Consider the following 18,847-nt stretch of genomic DNA (forward strand, 5'->3'; position numbering starts at 1 on the left):
CCAGCTTTGGAAGGGGCGACAGCCCACACGCTTTCGTATGTCCGGCCCGGTCACCGGGCTGTAGAGAGGTAGAGCCATGGCGATTCAGGGTGCGCTGCCGGTGGAGTTCGGGACGGTGTTCCCGCACGGCGCTTACGCGCTGTCGGTGGAGGCGATCACCGACTTCGAGACCAAGCGTCCGCAGATGGACAAGAACACCGGGTTGCCGCTGTGGGCGGTGGACGTGATCGACGCCGATCCGGAAGCCCGGGGCAAGGCAAAGAGCGTGAAGGTGAAGGTGGCCGCCGAGCACTGCCCGACCCTGCCCGACGAGGTGCCCGGCCTGCCCTTCCGGCCCGTGGAGTTCGAGCAGATGTCGGTCATGCCCTACGTCGACGACTCCGGACGCCGGCCCCGCGTCGCCTACTCGCTGCGGGCGCGCGGCGTGAAGACCCCCGGCGGCGGTGGTTCCCGCAAGGCCCCGGCCGCTGCTGGTGCCGGTGGCTCCGGCGGTAAGGACGCGGGCTGAACCTGCCCGCGCATGCAAGCGGGGCGGCCTGGTGCGCCAACACCTTCGGCCGCCCCTTCAACCCTCCTGCGAGACCTGCGAAATCTCTGGAAGAGGTGTCTTCTCAGTATGTCCGATCCGTCAACGCGGGTCAGCCCGCGCGAGATCGCCGAGTTCATGGACGCCGTGCGCGTCCACCGCAACACCGCTTTCAACACCGGGTGCCCGCACCCGGATGCGGCGCTGCTGGCCTGGAAGTCCTCCATCCTCGACCGGATCGCCGCCCAGACCGACGATCCCGGAACCCGCGCGGTGGCCGACGAGGCGCGCGCCGAGCTGGCCGCTGCCCGTACCGACGCCCAGATCGGGGGTGGTCGGTGATGCTGCGCAGCTCCAAGGCGGGCGCCACCCAAGTCCAGCCCACCGCTCCGGTACCGGCGCAGACCATCCGCTTCAGTACACCCGTGGTCGAGACGCCCGGCATCGTCGTCGTGGCGGGTTGGGTGTGGCGGCTCCTGCGCCTGCTCGCGGTGCTGCCGGTCCGCTTTCCCGTGGCCGTCGCGACTGTGGCGGCCTCTGCTCTCCTGGCCTACCTCATCGGCTGGTTCGGGCTGGCGGCAGCTTGGACGGTCGCCGATGTCGCCCTGTTGGTGTGGTGGCGACGCTGGCCAGAGTCGTTCAAGACCCGTGTGGCGCGGCGGGTACTGGCTACGTGGCGGTGGCTGTGGGTCTACCGCCGCCACTGGCAACCCGTGCTCGTCGTCTCCGGGTTGGCCGAGTCGTACCTCGAACGGCAGTTCCTCCCGCAGATCCGGGGTGTCACCTGCTCGGCCTGGGCCGACCGGGTGCGGGTGAAGCTGGTGGCCGGCACCGCCCCGGCCGAGTTCGAACAGCGCGTCTCCGAGCTGGCGCACGGCTTCGGCGCTCCCTCGTGCCGCGTAGAAGTGCGTGGCCCGCGGGATCTGGTGTTGGAGTTCCCGCGCCGCGACATGCTCGCCGAGCGGATCGACGCGCTACCGGTCCCGGACTCGCCGGACGGCATCGACCTGGCCGCGCTGCCGGTCGGACGCTGTGAGGACGGGCAACCATGGAACCTGCGGCTGCACGGAACCCACGTCCTCACGGTCGGGGTGACCGGGGCCGGTAAAGGCTCGGTGCTGTGGTCGGCCATCCGCGCCATGACCCCGGCGATCACTGCGGGGTCGGCTGAGGTGTGGGCGATCGATCCCAAGCGGATGGAACTGTCCTACGGCCGCGCCCTGTTCGCCCACTACGCTGACGCGGCCGACGAGGCGGTGTCTCTTCTGGAAGACGCTGTCGGGGCGATGCAGGAGCGGGCCGAGCGCTACGCGGGTCGCAAACGTGTCCACGTCTCCTCAGTGCGGGATCCGTTCGTGGTGGTGGTCCTGGACGAGGTGGCGTTCCTGACCGCTTACCACCCCGAGCGCGACATCCGCCGGCGCGCCGAGAACGCCATCGCCACCCTCACTAGTCAGGGACGGTCGGTCGGGTTCTGCGTGCTGGCCGCACTCCAGGACCCCCGCAAGGAGGTGCTGAACCTCCGGAACCTGTTCCCGGACAAGGTCGCGCTCCGGCTGGACGAGGCAAGCCAGGTGGACATGGTCCTCGGGGACGGCGCACGGGATCGAGGGGCCAACGCTCACCTCATCGATCCCGACCTTCCCGGTGTCGCGTTCGTGAAGCTGGAAGGATCGCCGGCCCCGGTGCGAGTGCGGGCCGCCTTCGTCACCGATGCCGACATCGACCACATGGCATCGCGCTACTCGGGTGCGTCCTCGGTCTCCGACGAGGTGGCGCGGTGAACGGGAGTACGGCGCACGTCGCGGATCCAGGACACGGCGAACATGAGGCCGAGTCCGATCCACGCGATGCCCGCCCAGAACAAGAACGTGTCACGACCGTTGGTGAGGAGGAAGTACACGCCGCCGAACGAGAAGAGGGCGGTCTGTGCCGCCCGTACCGCGTGGTTCACGGGTCCGGGACGCTTCTGCCTCGTCATGCTCGCCGTTTCCCTTCGGACGGAGGTGCCTGATGCCCACTCCGACCGGCAAGTCCACACGCGCCGAGCGCCAAGCGCAACCCCTCGCGCGTGAGGTAGCCGAGCAGATCGCCGCCGACAAGGGCGTGTGCATCCGCCCGGTGTCCCTGCGCCGCACCGACATCACCACGGGCCGAACCGAGATCGTGGACGTGCCGTGCGGCTCCACGCTGGAATCCCGGTGCCCGTCCTGCGCCCGGCGCAAGCGCTCGATCCGGCGGTCCCAGTGCGAAGAGGGCTGGCACCTCGACGAGGAACCGACCGTGGTTCCAGACGCGCCGTCCGAGGTGCAGCGGGCGTGGGTGGAGCGTCGTGCGATGGTGACGGCCGAGCGGGATCGGCTCGTCGACGAGGGCGATGCGGATGCCGACGAGGTGGCCGCGTTGGATCAGGCCATCGCCGACCTGGACGCCGAGATCGCGGACGCGGGCATGCGCGGCTCGGTCTCGCGGGGCGCCTCGTCGGCATCTCAGGGACGCCGTGTCCGCTCGACCAAGCGGCGCCAGGATGCGCCCGACCTGCCGAAACGGCAGATGGCCAAGACGACCGTGGGGCGCGCCTACGAGGATCCGGCGACCGGCAGGAGCTTCCGGCCGTCGCTGTTCCTCACGCTGACCTGCGACACCTACGGGCGGGTGAAGTCCGATGGCACGCCGGTGGACCCGTCGACGTATGACTACCGGCGTGCGGCGCGGGATGCGCTGCATTTCTCCAAGCTCGTCGACCGGTTCGTGCAGAACCTGCGCCGGGTGGCGGGGTTCGATGTGCAGTACTTCGCGACCGTGGAGCCGCAACGCAGGCTGGCGCCGCACCTGCACATGGCCACGCGGGGGACCATTCCGCGTGCGGAGCTGCGGCAGATCGCGGCGGCCACGTATCACCAGGTGTGGTGGCCCAACGCCGACGAGGCGGTCTATGCGGGTGAGAATCTGCCGGTCTTCGACGAGGCGACCGAGAACTACCTCGATCCCGTGACCGGCGAAGTGCTGCCCACCTGGGAACAGGCGCTCGACGCCCTCGACGCCGACCCTTCGGCGGAACCGATGCACGTGGTCCGCTTCGGGCCACAGGTCGACGCCAAGGGCGTGGTGGCCGGCACCGAGGACGCCGACCGGTGCGTGCGCTATCTGGCGAAGTACCTCACCAAGGACATCGCCGAATGCCACGAGATCAGCACCGACGCGCAGGCGCGCCACGTGGAACGCCTCGTGGAGGCGCTGCGGTTCGAACCGTGCTCGCCGCGCTGCTCCAACTGGCTGCGCTACGGCGTCCAACCCGAGAACGCCAAAGCGGGCATGGTGCCCGGCTTCTGCCGCAACAAAGCCCACCGCCGCGAACACCTCGGCTACGCCGGGCGCCGCGTCCTCGTCTCGCGCAAGTGGTCCGGCAAGACCGTGGCCGACCACAAGGCGGACCGGCTGCGGTGGGTTCTGGACTCGCTCGGCGTGGACCCCGACGCCGACCCTGACGAGAACGAGGGCCAGGGCGACGGCACCGCTTCCGCACTCTCCTCGGTGTCCTCCGGCAACCACGCATGGGAACTCGCCCGCCCCACCGACCCCGACGTCCCACCACGCGAACACCGCCTCCTGCGCGCGGTCGGCGAAGCCCTCAAACGCCGCGCCCAGCTCGACGCCGCTCGGCAACACCGAACCGACGACCTTCCGGCAACCCCAGACCTGGAACAGGTGGCCTACCCATGAGTGATCTGGTCCTAACCGTCGACGAGGCGGCCGCCCGGCTCCGCGTAAGCCGCTGGACGCTGTACAACCTCATCCGCGCCGGTCAGCTCCGCACGGTCAAGATCGGGCGGCGCCGGCTGGTTCCCGTGGCCGCGCTCGCCGAGTGCATCGACGCTCTCGGGGAGGTGGCCTGATGCCTGGCAAGGGCGACGGCGGCAACCGCCGCAGGAACGACCGCTCCAAGCGCGCCAACGGCGACGGGAGCATCTGGCAGCGCAAGGACGGCCGATATGCCTACGCCGCCTACGTGCTGACCACTGAGGGCACGTTCAAGCGCGTGCAGGGCTACGCCAAAGACCGCGACGAGGCCCGGTCGAAGCTGAACAAGCTCCTCGCCGACTCCGACCAAGGAATCCCGGTGGCCTCGGAGAACTGGCGCGTAGACGAGTACCTGACCTACTGGCTCGAACACGTCGTCAAGGCCGAACGCCGCCCCAAGACCGTCCAAGGCTACGAGGGTGTCATCCGCCGTCACCTCATCCCCAACCTGGGGAAGAAGCGGCTCGGCAAACTGACCGCCCGCGACGTCCGCACCTTCATCACACGCATTCGGCAAGAGTGCCAGTGCTGCAAGAACGGCACCGACGCCGCCCGCACGACGCCCGAGTGCTGCGCCGCCTCCCCCAAGGTGTGCTGCGGCTCGACGCTCTCACCGCGCATGGTCCAGTCCATCCACGCGGTGCTGCGCAACGCCCTGGAATCGGCAGCCCGTGAAGAGATCATCCCGCGCAACGTCGCGAAGCTGGTCAAGGTTTCGCCGCCCCGCTACGGGGTGAACCGCGGGCTGGATGTGCCGGAGGCGAAGCGGCTGCTCAAGGTCTCGGCAGACGACCGGTTCCACGCGCTCTACGTCCTGGCGCTCTGCCTCGGCCTGCGGCGCGGCGAACTGCTCGGGCTCCGCTGGGAAGACGTCGACCTCGACGCCGGACAACTGGAGATCGTGCACACCCTCCAGCGCGTCAACGGCTCACTGCGCCTGGTCCCGCCCAAGACCGACGACTCCTCGCGCACGGTCCCGCTGCCCGGCCTGTGTGTGCAGGCGCTACGCGACCACCGCAAGCGGCAGTTCGCCGAACGCTCCGACGCCTGGCCGGACTGGGAGGAACAGGGGCTCGTCTTCCCCTCCCGGCGCGGTACGCCGCTGGAACCGGACAACCTGCGTCGGACTTGGGAGCCGCTCCGCCGGAAGGCCGGCCTCGACGGCGTGCGCTTCCACGACCTTCGGCACACCTGCGTGACGCTGCTGCTCAACCTCGACGTGCCGCCGCAGGTGGTCCGCGAGATCGTCGGACACAGCGACATCGGGGTAACGATGACCATCTACGCGCACGCGTCGTTGGAAGACAAGCGGCGCGCGCTCGGGCGCCTGGGCGACGCCCTCGGGTAAGCCCTGGCTCGCCGCAAACCGCCCGCGTTGCTGTCACGGTTGCTGTCAAAAAAGCCCGGCGCCTCTTCGGCTCCGGGCTTCTTCGCTGGTCAGACTGTGTGGCCAGGGACGGGGTCGAACCGCCGACCTTCCGCTTTTCAGGCGGACGCTCGTACCAACTGAGCTACCTGGCCCCAGACACACCGACGGGTGTGCGAGGCGGTCCTGACGGGATTTGAACCCGCGGCCTCCACCTTGACAGGGTGGCGAGCACTCCTCACTGCTCCACAGGACCTTGTTCTGTTTTCCTGCGGACCGACGCCCCGGATGACCGGTTCGTTCGTTCCGCGCTCTGCGTCTAATTCTGCCAGACCTTCGACAGTGCTTTGACCGGAGCCGTACCCCCAACCGGATTCGAACCGGCGTTACCGCCTTGAAAGGGCGGCGTCCTAGGCCACTAGACGATGGGGGCCTCGACGACGAACGCGGTCGTCATCCCACTTCGCCAGCCGTCAAGACGGCTCAAGCATACGGGAGATTCCACCGCGGTGCCAAAACGGTTGTCCGGGCGCAGGTCACTCCGGGGAGCCCGGGGGCGTCGATCCCGAGGTGGCCTCGGCGGACGCCGGGGTCGACGGCGTGGGTGCCTCGGGTGTGGCGGTGGGCGGAGTGATGTCGCGGTCGGGGTTCTCGGCGATGTGCCGCTCGATCTGCGCCGAGGACAGGCCCAGACCGCCGAGAGTGACGTCGTCCCGGGCCTGCAGGCGCTTGCTCTCGGCGTCGAAGTACAGCACCGAGGCCTGGTAGGGGGTGGACTCCTCCGCATCGCTGTCCAGGGCCCGCAGGCCCGCGCCGCCGGTCGACCCCTGGACGACGTATCGCGTTCCGGTGTCCTGCACTTCGGTCCATCTGCTCTCGGCGTTGCCGGCGAGGACGAGCGGGACGCGGCCGCTGAAGGCCTGACCCTGCAGCGGGTCGTGGAAGACCGCGACGTCGACCGGCGGATCCCGGTCCTCGACCGCCGCGACCTGCTCGGCCCCGATTCCCGCGAGTTCGCCGCGGGCGGGGTTGTCCAGGGTCCGGTCGGGCGTGAACCGGGGATCCCCCGCCCCGTAGAAGACGACCCCGCCGACCTCCTCCACCGTGTCGTCCAGCACGACGGCGTTGTCCTGCTCTTCCACCGCGCGCTGGGTCCCCATCGAGTCGTGATTGCCGCGCACCCACACGTAGGGGACGTCCAGGGATCCGATGTCGTCGACGAAGACGTCTTCGGCGGCGCTGCCCCGGTCGGTGATGTCGCCGGAGTCGACGACGAGGTCGACCTGGAACTGCTCGCGCAGCGAGCGGACGACGTTCCAGCCCGCGGGGTTCAGGTGCAGGTCGGAGACGTGCAGAACGCGGATGGTGTCCGCTTCGGTCGCGTATTCCGGAAGCGCCGAGGTGGCCTCGTAGAGCTGGGAGACGTTGCCGACCAGGCTCGCGAGCTGCTGGCGGTAGCGCGAGAACCGGCTGACGGCGCTCTCGGCGCTCCCCACTACCTGCGGCGCGCCCGCCAGCAGGCCGGTGTAGCGGGGCTCGGCGATCGCGGCGGGATTGAACGTGGCCGCGCTGACGCCCCCGGTGCAGGCGAGCACGAGCAGGGCGGTCGCCGCGCTCACCCCGGCCCGCCGCCAGTCGCGGAACACCAGCAGCGCCGTGATTCCCGCCCCGGCGACCGCGGCCACCGCTGCCTGGGCGAACAGCCGTATGACGCCCGCACGCAGCTCGTCGCCGATGCTCTCGGCCATGCGGTTGATCGCATCGGGGTTCTGGAACATCTCCTCGGCGGCCGACAGCCGGATCTCGGAGATGGAGGCGCGGAAGCTCACCGGTGCCGAGTGGGTGTCGAACTCCAGCCGGCCGAGCGGCGAGACGTCGACGACGGTCCTGCCGTCCCAGGCGGGACTGACGCTGAATTCCACGTCGGCCGGGCCGATGGGGGCGACGATCTGGCCGCCCAGGGCGAGTCCGAGCCAGCCGCCCAGCAGCGTAGCGACCACGACGGCGCCGAAACGCCAGGTGCGGCCCCGGCGGACGCGGCCGAACCGGGTGGCGGCGGCTCTCCCGGCTTCCGCCAGTCGGGGTCTCACGCGCGACAACACCCCTCCATCATGCCCGTGCCTGCAGGCTGCCGGGGCCGCATCGCCCCGGCCGCGCGGGCGTGCGCCCGCACCGGCCCGACGGCCTACCGGCCTCGTCGGATGTTGCCCCATGACGCACAATGCGAAGCGTGGTGGAACTGACGCTCGCACGGTTCGAGGAGCTCGTCGCCGACGCCCTCGACGCCATTCCCGAGAATCTGACCGGTTACATGGACAACGTAGTGATCACGGTCGCGGAGGCCCCGCCCGAGCCGGGTCTGCTCGGCCTTTACGAGGGCGTGCCGCTGACCGAACGCGGCGAGGGCTACTTCGGCGTCCTGCCCGATCAGATCTCGATCTACTGGCGGGAGATCTGCGCCGTGTGCGCGACGCCCGAGGAGGTGGTCGAGGAGGTCCGCGTCACCGTGGTCCACGAGATCGCCCATCACTTCGGCATCGACGACGAACGCCTGCACGAGCTCGGCTGGGGGTGAGGGCCGGCCGGCACCGGTCCGGTCCGGCTCCCGCCGCGGGACCGGCCCCGCGGCGACGGGCCGCGCACGGCGTCGGCGCTATCCGCGAATCGCCTGGTCAAAGCGGACCTTCCGGCACATGAATCCCCGACGCGGAGCTTGTGCCTACAACGAAACAGAAACGAATACGTTCAAACGACTTGCGGAAAAGCGCACACATCAGGAACGGTAGGTCATCAACCAACAACTTAGAGTGACACCTTTGTAACCCAGTAAGGGAGTCGCCGAGTGGGCGATCCGCACATGGACAGCCGCGAAGCAAGCGTCCCCCGTCAGGCCCGCGGCACGGCGAACCCACCGCCCCCTGAAACCGACGCGGCCGGAACCGGTCCCGACAACACCGCAGACCCGTCATCGCCGCGTTCCCCCGCGGCCGCCGTCACCGAGGCCGACCGGGCCGCCTCCGATCCGCCCGCTCCCAGCTCCCCCTCCGGTCCCGACAGCCCCGACGGCACCGCCGCGACCGGAGATTCCGACGGCGGCTCCCCGCCCTCCTCCGACTGGCGGAGCGGATACCGCGACGTCCTCCGGGTCCCCGAATACCGCGCCCTGTGGTCGGCCCACGCGCTGGCGATCACCGGAAACTTCCTGCTCAACATCGCGCTGACGGTACTCGTTTACCAGCAGACGTCCTCGGCGCTGGCCGCCGGGATCACCCTGGCCCTCACCTTCATCCCCCAGGTCGTCGGCGGGCCGCTGCTGTCCGGGCTCGCCGACATCTTCCCGCGGCGCAGCGTCCTCATCGTCTGCGACGTCGTCCGCGCGGTACTGGTGGCCGCGATGGGCATCCCCGGACTGCCGACCTGGGCGATCTGGGGCCTGCTGTTCCTGTCCACTCTGCCGCTGGTGCCCTTCGGGGCCGCCCGCGCCGCGCTGATGTCGGAGATCGTCCAGGGTGAGCGCTACATCGCCGGATCGGCGATCCTGCAACTGACTTCCCAAGCCGGAACGCTGGTCGGGCTGGCCGCCGGCGGCTGGATCGTCTCCGTGATCGGCGCGAACTCCGCCGTGATGTACAACGGGCTGACGTTCCTCGCCTCGGCAGCGATCATCCACTTCGGGGTGCGCCACCGCCCCGCCCCCCGGGACGAGGGCGGCTCCCGCCAATCCCTGTGGCAGGCGACCCGCGACGGCACGCGGGTCGTCCTGGGCGACTCCCGCCTGCGCACACTGGGCATGTTCGCGTGGCTGGCCGGGATCTACATGATGCCCTACGGGCTGGCCAACCCCCTGGCCGACGAGGCCGGCGGCGGCTCCACCGCCGCGGGCTTCATCATGGCCGGGCCGTCGCTGGGCGCCGTAGCGGGCGGCCTCGTGCTGACGCGCCTGATCAGCCCGACGACACGTATGCACATGATGGGACCGCTGGCCGTGGCCGCATCGGCACCGCTTCTCCTGTGGATGGCCGACCCTCCGCTATGGGCGATCGTCGCGCTGCTGATCACCTCGGGCGCGGCGGCGTCGTACCAGTTCGTCGCCAACGCCGCGTTCGTGCTGTGCGTTCCCGGCGAAGGCCGCGGCCTGGCGTTCGGCCTGGTGGCCGCCGGGCTACAGGCCGCGCAGGGGATCGGGATCGCGCTGGCCAGCCTGCTGGTGGAAGTCACCAGCACGCAGGCGGTCATCGTCGGTGCCGGGGCGGTCGGCGTCCTGTCCGCCCTGTGTCTCGCTCTCCACTGGTCCCGGATCTCGCACAGCGCCATCGATCTGATGAACACGCCGGAGCCCGCGGCGAGCTAGCCGCGGTCGGCGGCCGCACACGGCAGGCGGAACGGCACCTCGGCCGCCCTGCCACTGCCGGATCACCGAGCGGAGCCGGTCTCCGCCCGGAGCGCCGGCGCTTCGGGGCGCTCGCGCCGCTCGGCACACGGCCGGGTACCGGTCTCGGGCCGCGTCGCGGCCGGATCCCCCCGCCTCTCGTCGAGGCCGTGCGGGAGCCGCGGAACGAAGCCCGGCCTGGCACGCAGCGACCACATCACCGGTCGGACTTCTTGCCTTGGAAATTGCGGATGAGGTGCTCCAGCATCGAGGACTCGCCGCCCTCCTCGGGCATCACCAACCAGGCGATGATGTAGAGCAGGAACCCGGTCCCGCTGGTGAGGAGCGCGAAGGCCACGAAGGCCAAGCGGACGATATTGGCGTCGACGCCGAAGAAGCTCCCGATACCGCCGCACACGCCGGTGAGAAGACGCTGGCTACGGCTGCGACGCAGCTTGCTGCTGCCGGTGTTGTCGTTCATGCTTCCAGCCTGACCTTCCGCCGCGCGATTTCCCATCGGGAACGCCCCTGGCGCTCCCCTGACTACGACCCTGACCCGCCTGCCCGCCGGGCAAACAGGTGCATCCGGGCGGAGGGAGCCGGTCTTTCCGCACGTGTTCGCGCCTACGGCCGCAGGGAGCGCCGACCGCCGGTGATCCCGTGACCCCGCCGACCGCGCACCACCTGCCGTGGCCGGATCCGGCCACACGACCGCGCCCCGGTACGACCGTCCGGGACTGCGCAGACCTTCCCGGAGCCGCGGGGCGGAACCTACTCCGCCGAAGGGTCGAGGGCGACGATCGGCTTGATGTCGTCGGCATTCCGATCGAACGCGTCGACCGCCCGCTCCACGGGAACGCGACGGGTGATGATGCGCTCCAACCACGCCGCGTCGGCGGCGGCCAGGTATTCGGCCGCCTGCCGGTAATGGCGCAGGTTGGCGTTGACCGAGCCGACCACCGCGTCGTTCTCCAGCACGATGTCGCGGTTGAGGCTGCCCGCATCCACGGTGATCCGGCGGCCGGAGGGCGATACCCCGGTGAGGCACACGACGCCGTACGGGGACGTACCCGCCAACGCCTCGAACACCGGCCGGGCCGCCCCGGTGGCTTCGACGACGATGTCCGGGACCAGATCGGACATCACACGCTCGATGTCCCCGGTGTGGTATTCCGCACCGAGATCACCCACAACCGCGGGTTTGGGGCCGTCGGTGTGGCGATCGAGCACGTGCACGTCCAAGCCGCGCCGCTTGCCCAGCAGCGCCGCCAGCAGCCCGATGGGGCCCGCTCCGGTGACCAGCACACGCTGCGGGTCGAACCAGGAGCGGCCGCCTATACGCTCGATCTGCTCCCAGGCTTTGGCGACCACGGACGCCGGCTCCGCCAACACGCCGACACGCTCCAGCCGGGGATCGAGCCGCACCGCGTACTCGGGCTCGACCACCCACTCCTGCGCGCCGTAGCCGTCGGCCCCCTTGATGCCCCGCTCGGTGAAGCGGCCGTTGCGGCACATGTCGAATTCGCCCCGCGCGCACGCGCCGCACGGAACCGGGTCGGGGCGGCGCACCACTCCCACCGCGAGGTCGCCCGCGGTGAAACCGCTGCCCTCGGGCGCCCACCGGACGCGTCCCAGCGACTCGTGTCCCAGCACCAGCCGCTCCTGCCCTTCGGGAAGCGCACCGTGCCCGCCAGCCAGAACCTCCCGGTCGGTGCCGCATACCCCCAGAGCCAGGCCCTGGACCAACATCTCCCCGGATCCCGGTTCCGGATCGGCCAGCTCGCACACCTCCAGCGGGGCCTCACGGCCGGGGCTGACGGTGATTGCGCGCATGCTGACCTCCACTGGTCTACTCCGCCGCCGTCCACGCCACGGCTAGCCCGCCACACAGTGCCGCAAACCCGCCCACACCACCCGCCGACTCCGGCCCCGGATCCGCCCGAGACCCGTTACCCTGGTACCTGCGCGTGTGCCATCCTCGTGCCCACGCCGCGGGCCATTAGCTCAACAGGCAGAGCAGCGGACTTTTAATCCGCGGGTTCAGGGTTCGATCCCCTGGTGGCCCACCTTGTTTTCGCAGGTCATCGGCCTGTGTGGCCGGTGGGGCGGCCGCCGTGGAGGCGGATGTTGCTCCGTGGGTGCTCTTGTGTCGGCGCCGTGTCGTTTGTACAGGTCAGCAGCAATCCGAGTGTCTGCTGGCTGCCTGAGAATCCCCGGATCGGCCGGTTCCTCTGGAGCACAGCGGAGCACCCGGCACACTCCGGCACGACCGTCCCGTACCCAACAGCCGGGGCGCCCCGCCCGGTTGCCTCCCCCACGACTCAGCCACACGCTGACCTCCCCTCCCCCACCAGCGGAGTCGATCCCACCGACTGCTCGAAGCATGACCTCGATCTCACGTCAAGGTGAGCGTGAGGTCAGCCCTTGCGAGCCCTGACAAATAGATAGGCGGCTTCTCGTCGGGAGTTGGCACGATCCTTTAGGTAAGAGAAAACTCCGGCACTGGTGGTCAACGCTGCGCCGACAACCCCGGGGAGTCCTCCGCTGAGACCGCCAATGAGCTGATTTCATCCTGAGCGTCCAGGTCACAGCCCCGTACCGGCCCGGCGAAACCGCCCCTGACACAAGGAAGTCCCTGGTAAGCGAGTTAACGACCAAGAAAACCGTCACCAGGGACTCCGATGCTGTTCTACCGCGCCTGCCTGCCGTTGTCACGCCGGACGCTGAACCTCGCCGCCCGCACCATCGGCACCCACCGCCGGGCGGCCCGTTCACGGTGGCGCCGCTTGGATGCGGCCCAGCAGGCCCTGCTCGTGCTGGTCCATCTGCGCAAGGGCGAGACCTTCGCCGAGGTGGGTGCCGGATTCGGTGTGGGTCTCCGGTGCGCTGCCGGGCGCGGTGCACGACACCCGGGCCCCCGGGTGCGGCATCGGCGACCGCGTCGCCGCCGCCGGCCTGTTCGGGCCGGGCGACCAGGGATACGCCGGCTGTTCGCCGGCGGTGCTCACTCCGTTCAAGGGGCGGAACAAGCCGGAGTGGCAGAAGGAGGCCAACCGCCTCCACGCGCGCCTGCGCAGTCCAGGCAAGCGCGTGATGGCCCAGCTCAAGAATCGGCGGATCCTGCGCCGCCTGCGGTGCCGCCCGCACCGCGCCACCGAGATCACCCGGGCGGTGCCGGCCCTTCAGCTACGCGAAGCACGATGAAAAAGGCTCAGCGGCGCGCACGGTGAAATCCTCGACGTGAATGCCTACCTGGATCAGGTGCAATCCGCCGTCGACGCGTAACCGGGAGCGGCACGAAACCGCAGGACCGCACCCCGCACCGCCGCCGGTATCGGTGACCGCGGCATCGAACCGGTTTCCCGAGCTGCGTGCCCGAGTCCGGGATCTCCCGGCGCCCGTTCGCCGCGGGTGATCCCGGATTCGCCCGTGGCGGGAGCAGTCGGCGCGAGGTGCTTCGCGCTCGCGTCGACCGGAGAGCGAGACGCTCCGAGCGATCACTCCCAACACCGGTTCACCCCTCGGGGGCGGCTGCCTCGATCTTCCGCCGCAACCACTCGGGAGTGGCTTCGGGGCTCCGCGGAAATCGTTCCAGGTCCGATGCGTATTCATCGTCCATCGGCGCCGTACCCCGAAATGAGGGTTCATTGCAATAATTGAAATCTACAGTGAAATACCCCGACCGACCGACCCCGAAAACCACGGAGAACCAGGCCCCCCTGGATTCATGATACATTCTTTCCCGGAGATCCATCAAGTTCATTTTTACGTCGATCGGAGTGTTCATCCTCTCCTGCTTTCGGTCTGCGTAGGCGACCCTGGTGTCGAATGCACTTCGGGAGTAGAGCATCGACGCCGAAAGGATGATCTCATGCCAATCTTCAGGGGAGTTCCGCACGAGAGACATTCGTACTTCTTTGAGGATATTCTCCTGTGCCTCGGTGCGCGGCATTGCTTCTTCACCCATTGGTTCCAGACGGTATTCCGTGTTCGAATCCGGATCGATCGGTTTGGACGGCACGCTGGAGAAGCCTCGATCCCGAAGCGCTCGAGACCGCGGGCCCCAGCGAACCGGGCGCCCGCCCGGCGGAACTCGCCGCTGGGGACGGGCCGCCGGGCGGGTGGCCGGTCAGCCGGTCAGCCGGTCAGCCGGTGTAATTCGGCCGCTCTTCCACGGCGTTGGGCAGTCCCTTCGACCTTCGGCAGATATCGATCGCCTGCTCCTCGGAGAAGTCCCCGCCGTCTCCCTCGAGCCGTTCGGTCTCGGTCAGGGCCTCCTTGATACCGGCCAACTCCTCGTCGGTGAGGTCGCTGTCGCGGCCGGGGTCGCTCGGGCAGACATCGGCCAGCCGCTCCGCGGGTGCCGGGCTCTCCCGCGGCGATTCTTTCTCCGGGGAGGGGGAGTCGGCCAGGGCGGGAGCCCCGGTGGACAGTGCCAGCGCCGCCGCGGCGCCGGCGAGGAGCAGGGTCGGCTTCGTGGTCTTCAGTCGCATTCCGTTCCTATCTGTGAGCTGGTGCGTCCGGCTCCCGGAGATCACCCGGTGATCTCCACGGGGGTCCCGAGCGGCAAATGGTCGGCCATCCAGGTGATGTCGTCGTTGGCCACCCGGATACAGCCGTGGCTGACATCGCTGCCCAACGTGCTCGTGTCGTCGGTTCCGTGCACGGCGAGCTGGCCGGGGCCGCCGCCGAAACTCTCCAAGGACTCCGAGAAGCCGCTGAGTCCGTAGGCGTAGGGCCCGTAGCTGCTGTTCGGGTTCGGCGGCTGGAGCAGCTCGGTGAAGTAGTACCGGCCGGAAGGCGTCGGATTCTCCGGCGTCCCGGTTCCGATCTCCCCGCTGCGCACCTCCTCGGCGCCGTCGTAGACGGAGAACCCGAACTCCGAAAGGTCGATCTCGACACGCAGCGTGGTACTCGACAGCGACACCTCGTCGCTGCGCACCCAGCCGGTACTGCCGTTCGGCCGGACCGGCAGCAGCACCTCCAGCCACTCGCCCTCGTTCCGCTCGACCAGGAAGGTCCGGTCGACACCGAAGTCGTTGGGACTGTCCAGTGTCGCCGTCGCTTCCTCGCCGCCCGGTTCGGTGTAGACGTCGATCGCGTCGCCGGTGACGGTGGCGATCTCGGCCCCCTCAGCCGCCGGCCCCCCGGCCTGTCCGGGCTCCTCGGTGGCGTCCTGCGCCGCCGAGGAGCCCTCCGCGGCCCCGCAGGCGGTGAGCGTTACCACCGCCGCGGCGGTCATCAGGCCCGCCCGGACACAGCGGATCCGTGCTGGTGGATCAGGCCGGGGGTACGAACGTCGGTGCATGGCGGCTCCGTCCACTTCGGGTCGGCGGCAGGCATGGTCCGGCCGCGGTACAGAGCGGGTAGGAGGTCCGGGAAAGCCGGGAGCCTGTCCGGTGGGCGACTTCGCTCCGGACACGCATCCACTGTGGCGAAGGGGTATGAAGAACCTGTGTGCACGGCGTGTGCGTCCTGTATTGCCGTACCGGATGCGCTCTGTGCCCGAGTCGGCGGCGGATAGCATCGACTCGCCGGTTGGGGCGGCGCTGCCCCTCCCGGCCCCGGGAGCGCCAGATAAGGGGGTGGCGAGGTGTGTGCTCACGTCCTGGTCGCCGAGGACGATGTGAACCAGGCGGAACTGATCCAGCGGTACCTGGAGCACGAGGGACACGAGGTACTCGCCGTTCACGACGGACGCGCCGCCCTGGCGGCGCACCGACGCGGCCGCCCGGACCTGATCGTGCTGGACGTGATGATGCCGCAGATGAGCGGACTCGAGGTGTGCCGGGCGCTGCGCGCCGATTCCGACGTCGCGGTGCTGGTGCTCACGGCGCGCTCCACGGAGGAGGACATGCTCACCGGTCTGGACCTCGGCGCGGACGACTACCTCACCAAGCCGTTCAGCCCGCGCGAGCTGATGGCCCGAGTCCGCGCTCTGCTGCGCCGAGCCCGCCGCATACCGAGCGGCACGGACGCCCAGGAACGGGTATTACACGCCGGCCCCGTCACGGTCGATCCGGCCCGGCACGCCGTGTTCCTCGGCAGCGCGCCCGTGACCTGCACGCCCGCGGAGTTCCAGATGCTCGCCACGCTCGCATCCCGCCCGGGGCAGGTCTTCACCCGAACACAGTTACTGGAGCACATCCACGGCATCGACCGGTTCATCACCGAGCGCACGATCGACGTTCATATGAAGAACCTGCGCAAAAAGCTGGAACCCGATCCGCGCACGCCGATACGGCTGGTCACAGTCTACGGGGTCGGTTACAAACTCGCCGGAACCGTCGATGGTGCGCAGTAGCGGTGCGCAGCGGCCGTACCGGCGCACCCACCTGCGCCACAGCCTGTTCGCCCGCACGCTGGCCGGATCCGTCCTCGTGGCGGTGTGCTCGATCACCGCGACCGCGTGGCTGGCCGTGCAGGGCACGTCGGAGTCGATCAGTGCCCAGCAGGGCCGGACGCTGGCCACCGACACCCGAATCCACGACACCCTCATCGAGTACGCGGCCACCCACCCCCGATGGGACGGGGTGCAGGGCGCGGTGGACGATCTGGCGGCCGACACCGGCCGACGGGTCGCGTTGACCACGGAGAGCCAGCGGCTCATCGCGGACTCGGCCGAGGGGACCCCGTTGCCGGGGCGTACGGCGTCGGTCGTGGACCCCCTGGCTGTGGACGTCACGTTCGCTGAGGATGCCGACCGCATCGACCCTCGCGCCGTCGGCCCGTTCGCGCTGGACGAGAAGGATGCGGCCCGGCTGAAGGAGCAAGCGGAATCGGGCGCGGAATGTGTCAGCGAAGCGTCGGGGCACGACGCGGAAGTGGTGGTCCGGCCCAGTGGCCGCCCGGCGGTCGAGCTGCCGGACGGCACTATCGACGCGTCGACGGTGGCCGAGTGCAGGCTGGGAAGGCTGCTGGCGCCTACCCCCGGCGAGGAGGCGGCACTTGAAAAGCTGAACGGCCTCATCGACACCTGCCTGGAGCCCCACGACGGTCTCGACGCGGATTACTGGATCGACCCCGTCACCGGGACGGGCGTCGGCGGCACCATCCCCGACGTCGCCGCCCCGGTCGAGGCCGAGGCGCCGGCGGGCGGGGCGGATCGGTATGCGGCATGGTCGCTGCGTACATCCCGGTTGTCGGATACACAGCAGCTCGCCCCGCAGGCGGCCTCCTGCATCGACTCCAGTCGGCGCAAGCAGCTCGCCCCCGACGTCGCGCCGGCCGCGCTGCTGTACATCGCCGCCCCGGAGGCGCAGGAGGCCGGCGGTCTGGAGCTGTCGAGCGAGGGCGCCCTCCGCGTCTTCGGGGCGGTGCTGGTGGTGCTGCTATTGACCGTGGCGGTCAGTATCACCCTGGCGGTCCGGCTGATCCGGCCGGTACACGCGCTCACCGACGCGGTGCGGCGGATGCGCGCCGGAGAGGGCCCGGCCCGAGTCGCGGTCCGGGACTCCGGCGAGATCGGACAGCTGTCGGCGGCGTTCAACGAAATGTCGGAACACCTCGAGCGACTGGAGCAGCAGCGCAAGGCCATGGTCAGCGACGTCTCCCACGAGCTTCGCACCCCATTGAGCAACCTGCGCGGCTGGCTGGAGGCGGTCCAGGACGGTATCGCCGACCTGGGACCGGACCGGATGGCGATGCTGGTCGAGGAGACCCGGCTCCTGCAGCGCATCATCGACGACCTGCAGGAGCTGGCACTGGCCGACGCCGGCAAGCTCCAACTGTTCCTGGAGCCGGTGGACGCCGGGGACCTCGTCGAGCAGGCCGTCGCCCGCCACCGGCTGCGCACCGAGTCGGCCGGTCCGAGTCTGGTCACCGACATCGGCGGCGAGATCCCGCTGGTCGCCGATCGCGCCCGGATGCTCCAGGTGATCGGCAACCTGGTGAGCAATGCGCTGTGCTACACGTCGGCGCCCGGCAGCATCACGGTGCGTGCCCGGAAGTCGGACGATGCGGCCGTCATCGAGGTGGGAGACACCGGGACGGGCATCGCACCGGAGCATCTGCCCTACGTCTTCGACCGGTTCTGGCGGGCGGAGGAGTCGCGCAGCCGGCACTCCGGCGGAAGCGGATTGGGGTTGGCGATCATCCGCGACCTGGTCGAGCTGCACGACGGTGGCGTCACCGTGGCCAGCACACTCGGCGAGGGCACGGTATTCACCATCCGATTGCCGCTTGACACGGCGGATTCCCCGGAAGACGAACCCGGCAGCTCCTCATGATCGCGGGCAACCGGCCTGGATGCGGCGCTGCGCACCGCGCCGGCCCGGCGGCGCAAACCCGGCGCCGTCCACGATCCCGCCGAGGCCTGCACCGACGTGGCCATCGCCCGGCTCTCAAGCAGCTGCCCGGGGCCCGCTGCCGCGGCAGGAAGACCCTCGTCCCCGCACCGACACCGCCGGCGGCACCCACGCCTTCCTCGACCGGCTCACCCGCCCGGTCCGGGTGGCTGTCCTACTCGGCGGGCATGACCGTCACCGCCGACGTCCATACCGCGATCGCCCGCAACCCCGCCACCGGCGTCCTCAAGACCGCGGGAGCCGACGACGTCGCCGAGACCACCCGCGCGATCCGGGACCTGCCCGAACGAGCCCTGCCCTTCTTCGGGATCAACTACGAACCAGACATTTCAGGAACTTGAACGAGCCCTGACCGCACTGAGCTGTTTTCAACGTGATGGTGCAGGTCACGGCGCCCAGACGACCCTCAGGGGTGCGGACAGCAAGGAGCCTCCGGTAGATGGGTTTTCGACCAAGAAGAACCGTCACCACCAGAGGCT

The 18,847-nt window shown here is 69.7% G+C and carries 18 protein-coding genes, 4 tRNA genes and 1 pseudogene; 13 read left to right on the plus strand and 10 right to left on the minus strand.

Annotated features, from left to right (window positions below):
• Window positions 1–76 precede the first annotated feature (76 nt).
• The 3 genes from HNR25_RS10290 to HNR25_RS10300 all read left to right on the plus strand — a co-directional run bounded on the left by HNR25_RS10290 (window position 77) and on the right by HNR25_RS10300 (window position 2,310).
• Window positions 77–508 (plus strand): plasmid replication, integration and excision activator, encoded by a 432-nt coding sequence (locus HNR25_RS10290; protein WP_184634489.1) that lies wholly within the window; start codon window positions 77–79, stop codon window positions 506–508.
• 108 nt (window positions 509–616) lie between these two features.
• Window positions 617–868 (plus strand): hypothetical protein, encoded by a 252-nt coding sequence (locus tag HNR25_RS10295; protein ID WP_184634491.1) that lies wholly within the window; start codon window positions 617–619, stop codon window positions 866–868.
• Window positions 868–2,310, plus strand: a complete 1,443-nt coding sequence (locus HNR25_RS10300; protein ID WP_184634493.1) for an FtsK/SpoIIIE domain-containing protein — start codon at window positions 868–870, stop codon at window positions 2,308–2,310. Before HNR25_RS10295 ends, HNR25_RS10300 begins: the two co-directional genes overlap by 1 nt.
• Here HNR25_RS10300 and HNR25_RS10305 read toward each other — a convergent pair.
• Complete coding sequence (locus HNR25_RS10305; RefSeq protein ID WP_184634495.1) at window positions 2,268–2,507, minus strand: hypothetical protein; 240 nt, start codon at window positions 2,505–2,507, stop codon at window positions 2,268–2,270. The genes HNR25_RS10300 and HNR25_RS10305 overlap by 43 nt on opposite strands.
• A gap of 32 nt (window positions 2,508–2,539) precedes the next feature.
• Between HNR25_RS10305 and HNR25_RS10310 the strand changes: the two genes are divergently transcribed.
• From HNR25_RS10310 to HNR25_RS10320, 3 genes are read left to right on the plus strand one after another with little or no spacing between them, the layout of a single operon-like run.
• A complete protein-coding gene (locus HNR25_RS10310) occupies window positions 2,540–4,249 on the plus strand; it encodes a replication initiator (protein ID WP_184634496.1) in 1,710 nt (569 codons plus the stop codon).
• Window positions 4,246–4,422: a helix-turn-helix domain-containing protein gene (locus HNR25_RS10315; RefSeq protein WP_184634499.1), complete on the plus strand. Its 177-nt coding sequence runs from the start codon at window positions 4,246–4,248 to the stop codon at window positions 4,420–4,422. Before HNR25_RS10310 ends, HNR25_RS10315 begins: the two co-directional genes overlap by 4 nt.
• Window positions 4,422–5,675, plus strand: coding sequence for a tyrosine-type recombinase/integrase (locus tag HNR25_RS10320; RefSeq protein ID WP_184634501.1), 1,254 nt, complete (start codon window positions 4,422–4,424; stop codon window positions 5,673–5,675). Before HNR25_RS10315 ends, HNR25_RS10320 begins: the two co-directional genes overlap by 1 nt.
• Before the next feature lie 99 nt (window positions 5,676–5,774).
• Here HNR25_RS10320 and HNR25_RS10325 read toward each other — a convergent pair.
• The 4 genes from HNR25_RS10325 to HNR25_RS10340 all read right to left on the minus strand — a co-directional run bounded on the left by HNR25_RS10325 (window position 5,775) and on the right by HNR25_RS10340 (window position 7,783).
• Window positions 5,775–5,848 (minus strand) — tRNA-Phe (locus HNR25_RS10325).
• A 26-nt stretch (window positions 5,849–5,874) separates the two neighbouring features.
• A tRNA-Asp gene (locus HNR25_RS10330) sits at window positions 5,875–5,949 on the minus strand.
• Between the two features lie 104 nt (window positions 5,950–6,053).
• Window positions 6,054–6,126, minus strand: a tRNA-Glu gene (locus HNR25_RS10335).
• A 103-nt stretch (window positions 6,127–6,229) separates the two neighbouring features.
• Entirely contained in the window at window positions 6,230–7,783 is a 1,554-nt protein-coding gene (locus tag HNR25_RS10340; RefSeq protein ID WP_312862459.1) for a metallophosphoesterase family protein, read from the minus strand.
• Between the two features lie 131 nt (window positions 7,784–7,914).
• On the opposite strand from HNR25_RS10340, the gene HNR25_RS10345 reads away from it, so the two are divergent.
• Together HNR25_RS10345 and HNR25_RS10350 are read left to right on the plus strand one after the other, a co-directional pair.
• On the plus strand, window positions 7,915–8,268 hold the full coding sequence (locus tag HNR25_RS10345) for a metallopeptidase family protein (protein WP_184634505.1): 354 nt from the start codon (window positions 7,915–7,917) through the stop codon (window positions 8,266–8,268).
• 267 nt (window positions 8,269–8,535) lie between these two features.
• Window positions 8,536–10,044: an MFS transporter gene (locus tag HNR25_RS10350; RefSeq protein ID WP_312862460.1), complete on the plus strand. Its 1,509-nt coding sequence runs from the start codon at window positions 8,536–8,538 to the stop codon at window positions 10,042–10,044.
• Window positions 10,045–10,279: 235 nt separating this feature from the next.
• On the opposite strand, the gene HNR25_RS10355 is transcribed toward HNR25_RS10350, so the two are convergent.
• Both HNR25_RS10355 and HNR25_RS10360 read right to left on the minus strand, forming a co-directional pair.
• A complete protein-coding gene (locus tag HNR25_RS10355) occupies window positions 10,280–10,543 on the minus strand; it encodes a PspC domain-containing protein (protein WP_184634507.1) in 264 nt (87 codons plus the stop codon).
• Between the two features lie 290 nt (window positions 10,544–10,833).
• Window positions 10,834–11,895, minus strand: a complete 1,062-nt coding sequence (locus tag HNR25_RS10360) for a glucose 1-dehydrogenase (RefSeq protein WP_184634509.1) — start codon at window positions 11,893–11,895, stop codon at window positions 10,834–10,836.
• A 160-nt stretch (window positions 11,896–12,055) separates the two neighbouring features.
• Between HNR25_RS10360 and HNR25_RS10365 the strand changes: the two genes are divergently transcribed.
• Both HNR25_RS10365 and HNR25_RS10370 read left to right on the plus strand, forming a co-directional pair.
• A tRNA-Lys gene (locus tag HNR25_RS10365) sits at window positions 12,056–12,128 on the plus strand.
• Between the two features lie 615 nt (window positions 12,129–12,743).
• A pseudogene (locus HNR25_RS10370) lies at window positions 12,744–13,266 on the plus strand (transposase family protein).
• A 310-nt stretch (window positions 13,267–13,576) separates the two neighbouring features.
• On the opposite strand, the gene HNR25_RS10375 reads toward HNR25_RS10370, so the two are convergent.
• From HNR25_RS10375 to HNR25_RS10385, 3 genes are all read right to left on the minus strand, one after another.
• Window positions 13,577–14,029, minus strand: coding sequence for a hypothetical protein (locus tag HNR25_RS10375; RefSeq protein WP_184634511.1), 453 nt, complete (start codon window positions 14,027–14,029; stop codon window positions 13,577–13,579).
• Between the two features lie 178 nt (window positions 14,030–14,207).
• A complete protein-coding gene (locus tag HNR25_RS10380) occupies window positions 14,208–14,555 on the minus strand; it encodes a hypothetical protein (protein ID WP_184634513.1) in 348 nt (115 codons plus the stop codon).
• A gap of 41 nt (window positions 14,556–14,596) precedes the next feature.
• Window positions 14,597–15,304: a L,D-transpeptidase gene (locus HNR25_RS10385; RefSeq protein WP_184634515.1), complete on the minus strand. Its 708-nt coding sequence runs from the start codon at window positions 15,302–15,304 to the stop codon at window positions 14,597–14,599.
• A 351-nt stretch (window positions 15,305–15,655) separates the two neighbouring features.
• Here HNR25_RS10385 and HNR25_RS10390 point away from each other — a divergent pair, with 351 nt between their 5' ends.
• From HNR25_RS10390 to HNR25_RS10400, 3 genes are all read left to right on the plus strand, one after another.
• Window positions 15,656–16,366 (plus strand): response regulator transcription factor, encoded by a 711-nt coding sequence (locus HNR25_RS10390; RefSeq protein WP_184634517.1) that lies wholly within the window; start codon window positions 15,656–15,658, stop codon window positions 16,364–16,366.
• Window positions 16,353–18,290 (plus strand): sensor histidine kinase, encoded by a 1,938-nt coding sequence (locus tag HNR25_RS10395; RefSeq protein WP_184634519.1) that lies wholly within the window; start codon window positions 16,353–16,355, stop codon window positions 18,288–18,290. Before HNR25_RS10390 ends, HNR25_RS10395 begins: the two co-directional genes overlap by 14 nt.
• A 245-nt stretch (window positions 18,291–18,535) precedes the next feature.
• A complete protein-coding gene (locus tag HNR25_RS10400; protein ID WP_246463580.1) occupies window positions 18,536–18,709 on the plus strand; it encodes a hypothetical protein in 174 nt (57 codons plus the stop codon).
• Window positions 18,710–18,847 lie beyond the last annotated feature (138 nt).

The sequence above is a fragment of the Streptomonospora salina genome (assembly GCF_014204715.1).
Taxonomy (GTDB): Bacteria; Actinomycetota; Actinomycetes; order Streptosporangiales; family Streptosporangiaceae; genus Streptomonospora; species Streptomonospora salina.

Coding starts and splice junctions, on each gene's coding strand:
- HNR25_RS10375 (WP_184634511.1), bottom strand. CDS start 14,029: ATGGGTGAAGAAGCAATGCCGCGCACCGAGGCACAGGAGAATATCCTC.
- HNR25_RS10320 (WP_184634501.1), top strand. CDS start 4,422: ATGCCTGGCAAGGGCGACGGCGGCAACCGCCGCAGGAACGACCGCTCC.
- HNR25_RS10315 (WP_184634499.1), top strand. CDS start 4,246: ATGAGTGATCTGGTCCTAACCGTCGACGAGGCGGCCGCCCGGCTCCGC.
- HNR25_RS10400 (WP_246463580.1), top strand. CDS start 18,536: ATGACCGTCACCGCCGACGTCCATACCGCGATCGCCCGCAACCCCGCC.
- HNR25_RS10355 (WP_184634507.1), bottom strand. CDS start 10,543: ATGAACGACAACACCGGCAGCAGCAAGCTGCGTCGCAGCCGTAGCCAG.
- HNR25_RS10385 (WP_184634515.1), bottom strand. CDS start 15,304: ATGACCGCCGCGGCGGTGGTAACGCTCACCGCCTGCGGGGCCGCGGAG.
- HNR25_RS10300 (WP_184634493.1), top strand. CDS start 868: ATGCTGCGCAGCTCCAAGGCGGGCGCCACCCAAGTCCAGCCCACCGCT.
- HNR25_RS10295 (WP_184634491.1), top strand. CDS start 617: ATGTCCGATCCGTCAACGCGGGTCAGCCCGCGCGAGATCGCCGAGTTC.
- HNR25_RS10395 (WP_184634519.1), top strand. CDS start 16,353: ATGGTGCGCAGTAGCGGTGCGCAGCGGCCGTACCGGCGCACCCACCTG.
- HNR25_RS10360 (WP_184634509.1), bottom strand. CDS start 11,895: ATGCGCGCAATCACCGTCAGCCCCGGCCGTGAGGCCCCGCTGGAGGTG.
- HNR25_RS10345 (WP_184634505.1), top strand. CDS start 7,915: ATGCGAAGCGTGGTGGAACTGACGCTCGCACGGTTCGAGGAGCTCGTC.
- HNR25_RS10380 (WP_184634513.1), bottom strand. CDS start 14,555: ATGCGACTGAAGACCACGAAGCCGACCCTGCTCCTCGCCGGCGCCGCG.
- HNR25_RS10305 (WP_184634495.1), bottom strand. CDS start 2,507: ATGACGAGGCAGAAGCGTCCCGGACCCGTGAACCACGCGGTACGGGCG.
- HNR25_RS10290 (WP_184634489.1), top strand. CDS start 77: ATGGCGATTCAGGGTGCGCTGCCGGTGGAGTTCGGGACGGTGTTCCCG.
- HNR25_RS10310 (WP_184634496.1), top strand. CDS start 2,540: ATGCCCACTCCGACCGGCAAGTCCACACGCGCCGAGCGCCAAGCGCAA.